Annotated in this window: 1 protein-coding gene; it reads right to left on the reverse strand. The window is 33.4% G+C overall.

Going from position 1 to position 1,969, the window contains the following annotated elements:
* Positions 1–210 precede the first annotated feature (210 nt).
* Positions 211–1,969, reverse strand: a 1,759-nt coding sequence (locus HY951_15040; protein ID MBI5541379.1) for a hypothetical protein, incomplete at its 5' end; no start/stop codon positions are given.

A 1,969-nucleotide genomic window follows, 5' to 3' on the forward strand; every position in this document is an offset into this window, starting at 1 on the left:
ACCTGCCAAACTTATAGCAGAAATAACAACTCTGAAAACGCTGCAAATGCCAGAGCATCACGCAGTGTTTGTAAATGAGTTTAACCCGCAAAAGTTCAGAACTCATATATATAGACGGAAGCGGTAAATGGATAAATCGCCAATTAAATGCTCTCAATTAAGGTTGAAATTTCGGGCAGAGCCCGTGTACAACTCGGATAATTTTTTTATCTATTCTCCTTTATAAAACGGTAATATACTAAAAAGTTTACTCGCTTTTTGTCCCAGTGAAAATTTTAAGATTCTGTTTGAACCATCAGGCATACTGGGAAGGGTTTTATTTATGTTTTCTAATAGTTGTTCTATTACTTTTTTGGTTTTACCCTGGTAATTCATAGTAGGGTATAGAACAACATCAACTACCTGTTCTCCAAAAGAAACACCACCTAATGCACGGGTTAAATTCCTAAAAATCACATGGTCGTCCCGGTAATTGTTATACAGCTGTTTGAATGGCTTAAATCCCTCATAAAACATATTACGGGCAGTTATTTTTACTGCATCCATCAATGCCTTGGTAGATGTTGTCATTCTAAAGTAACCTTCATTTATTACTGTATTAAGTCGTGAAACTTCTTTTTGCGTATTTTCAAGTCGTACTTTGTACTCTTTTAACTGTTTCGTTAATTGCTCTATTTTATTGTCCCTGTCTACTTTTTCTTTATCACTTAAATGTTTTTGTAGTAAAAGTTTTGATAATCTTTTTTTTACATCTGCCATGTTCATTTGTAATGCCTTATATTCCCCTGTCTTAATCTGTACATCTACAAGACTTGTTGCCATCTCATTGCAATATGGCTTTGCCATGTAGCTTGTTATTTCATTGATTCCAAAATGTTCGTCTAAATACTTGAAATCATTTTCCTGCAACCACCTTTTAAACATCAATTTTATTATCTCTACAACATCCCTTTCTGTATCACTGGCTAATATAGATACTTCTATCATATTCCCATTAGGATTTGTTGCTCTTACTATTATCTGCCTGATTTTGCTATCTTTATCCCACCGTCTGTCAATATATTTAAATGTGTACTTCAATAAATCATCAGCACTGTTACGTGCTCTGAACATTTCAAACTCTCCTCTTACTTCTGTTTCTGTTTTTTCTTCCCATTTATCTTTTTTGTAACCCTTTTCCCATATTATAAAATGTTGTTTGCTCCCTTCTTTCATGAATTCATTAAATAACTCTATTTTGTAAAGTCCCCTGTCTGCTATGTATGTGATTACTTTTTCTTCAGGTATCCCTACTACTTTGCGAAATTTTTTAAGTATCTGTTTAAAACGTATTCGTGCATCATTAAAATTATCACTGTCTTCAACATATACGGGATGCCCGTCCTTGGTGTGTATGAAATCCAGGTTCATTATCGTGTCTGCAAATCTTATCCCAGGACACCATCCTTTGAGTAGCTTCTTTACTCCTGTGTAATGTTTTATATGCGGGTCAATATAAAAATCTTTCTCCTGCTCTATTTTTACTATCTCTCCATTATATTTTAATACCATGTTCCTTAACTGTTCTTCTTCTGACATCTTTACCAGCCGTTCTCGTTGGGTCTCAAGACTCCTTATTACTTTGCCTATTATTACTTCTACTGAATTAAAATCTAATAGTTTTGTCTGTTCTATATTCATTGCACCTAATAGTATACCAACTATCCATTGTTTTATCAACTTTACATTTTCTGATAAATGTTTTAGTCCGTCAAGAAGTGAACTAAATACAAGCACTCCTGCATGATGACATAATTCATATCCAGAAGTGTTAATGTGAATAAAGTTCGCATTTTGCTGATTATTTTGTTCTTGTTCCTTCAAGTTGTTCTGTACTACTATTTTATCAGTTTTAATGTTAGAATTATCATAATTACTGTTATCTGCTGTATTCATTACTGCTGTTTCATTTAATTCGCCAACATTCGCT

This window comes from Bacteroidia bacterium, from assembly GCA_016218155.1.
In the GTDB taxonomy this organism is placed as follows: Bacteria; Bacteroidota; Bacteroidia; order Bacteroidales; family GWA2-32-17; genus GWA2-32-17.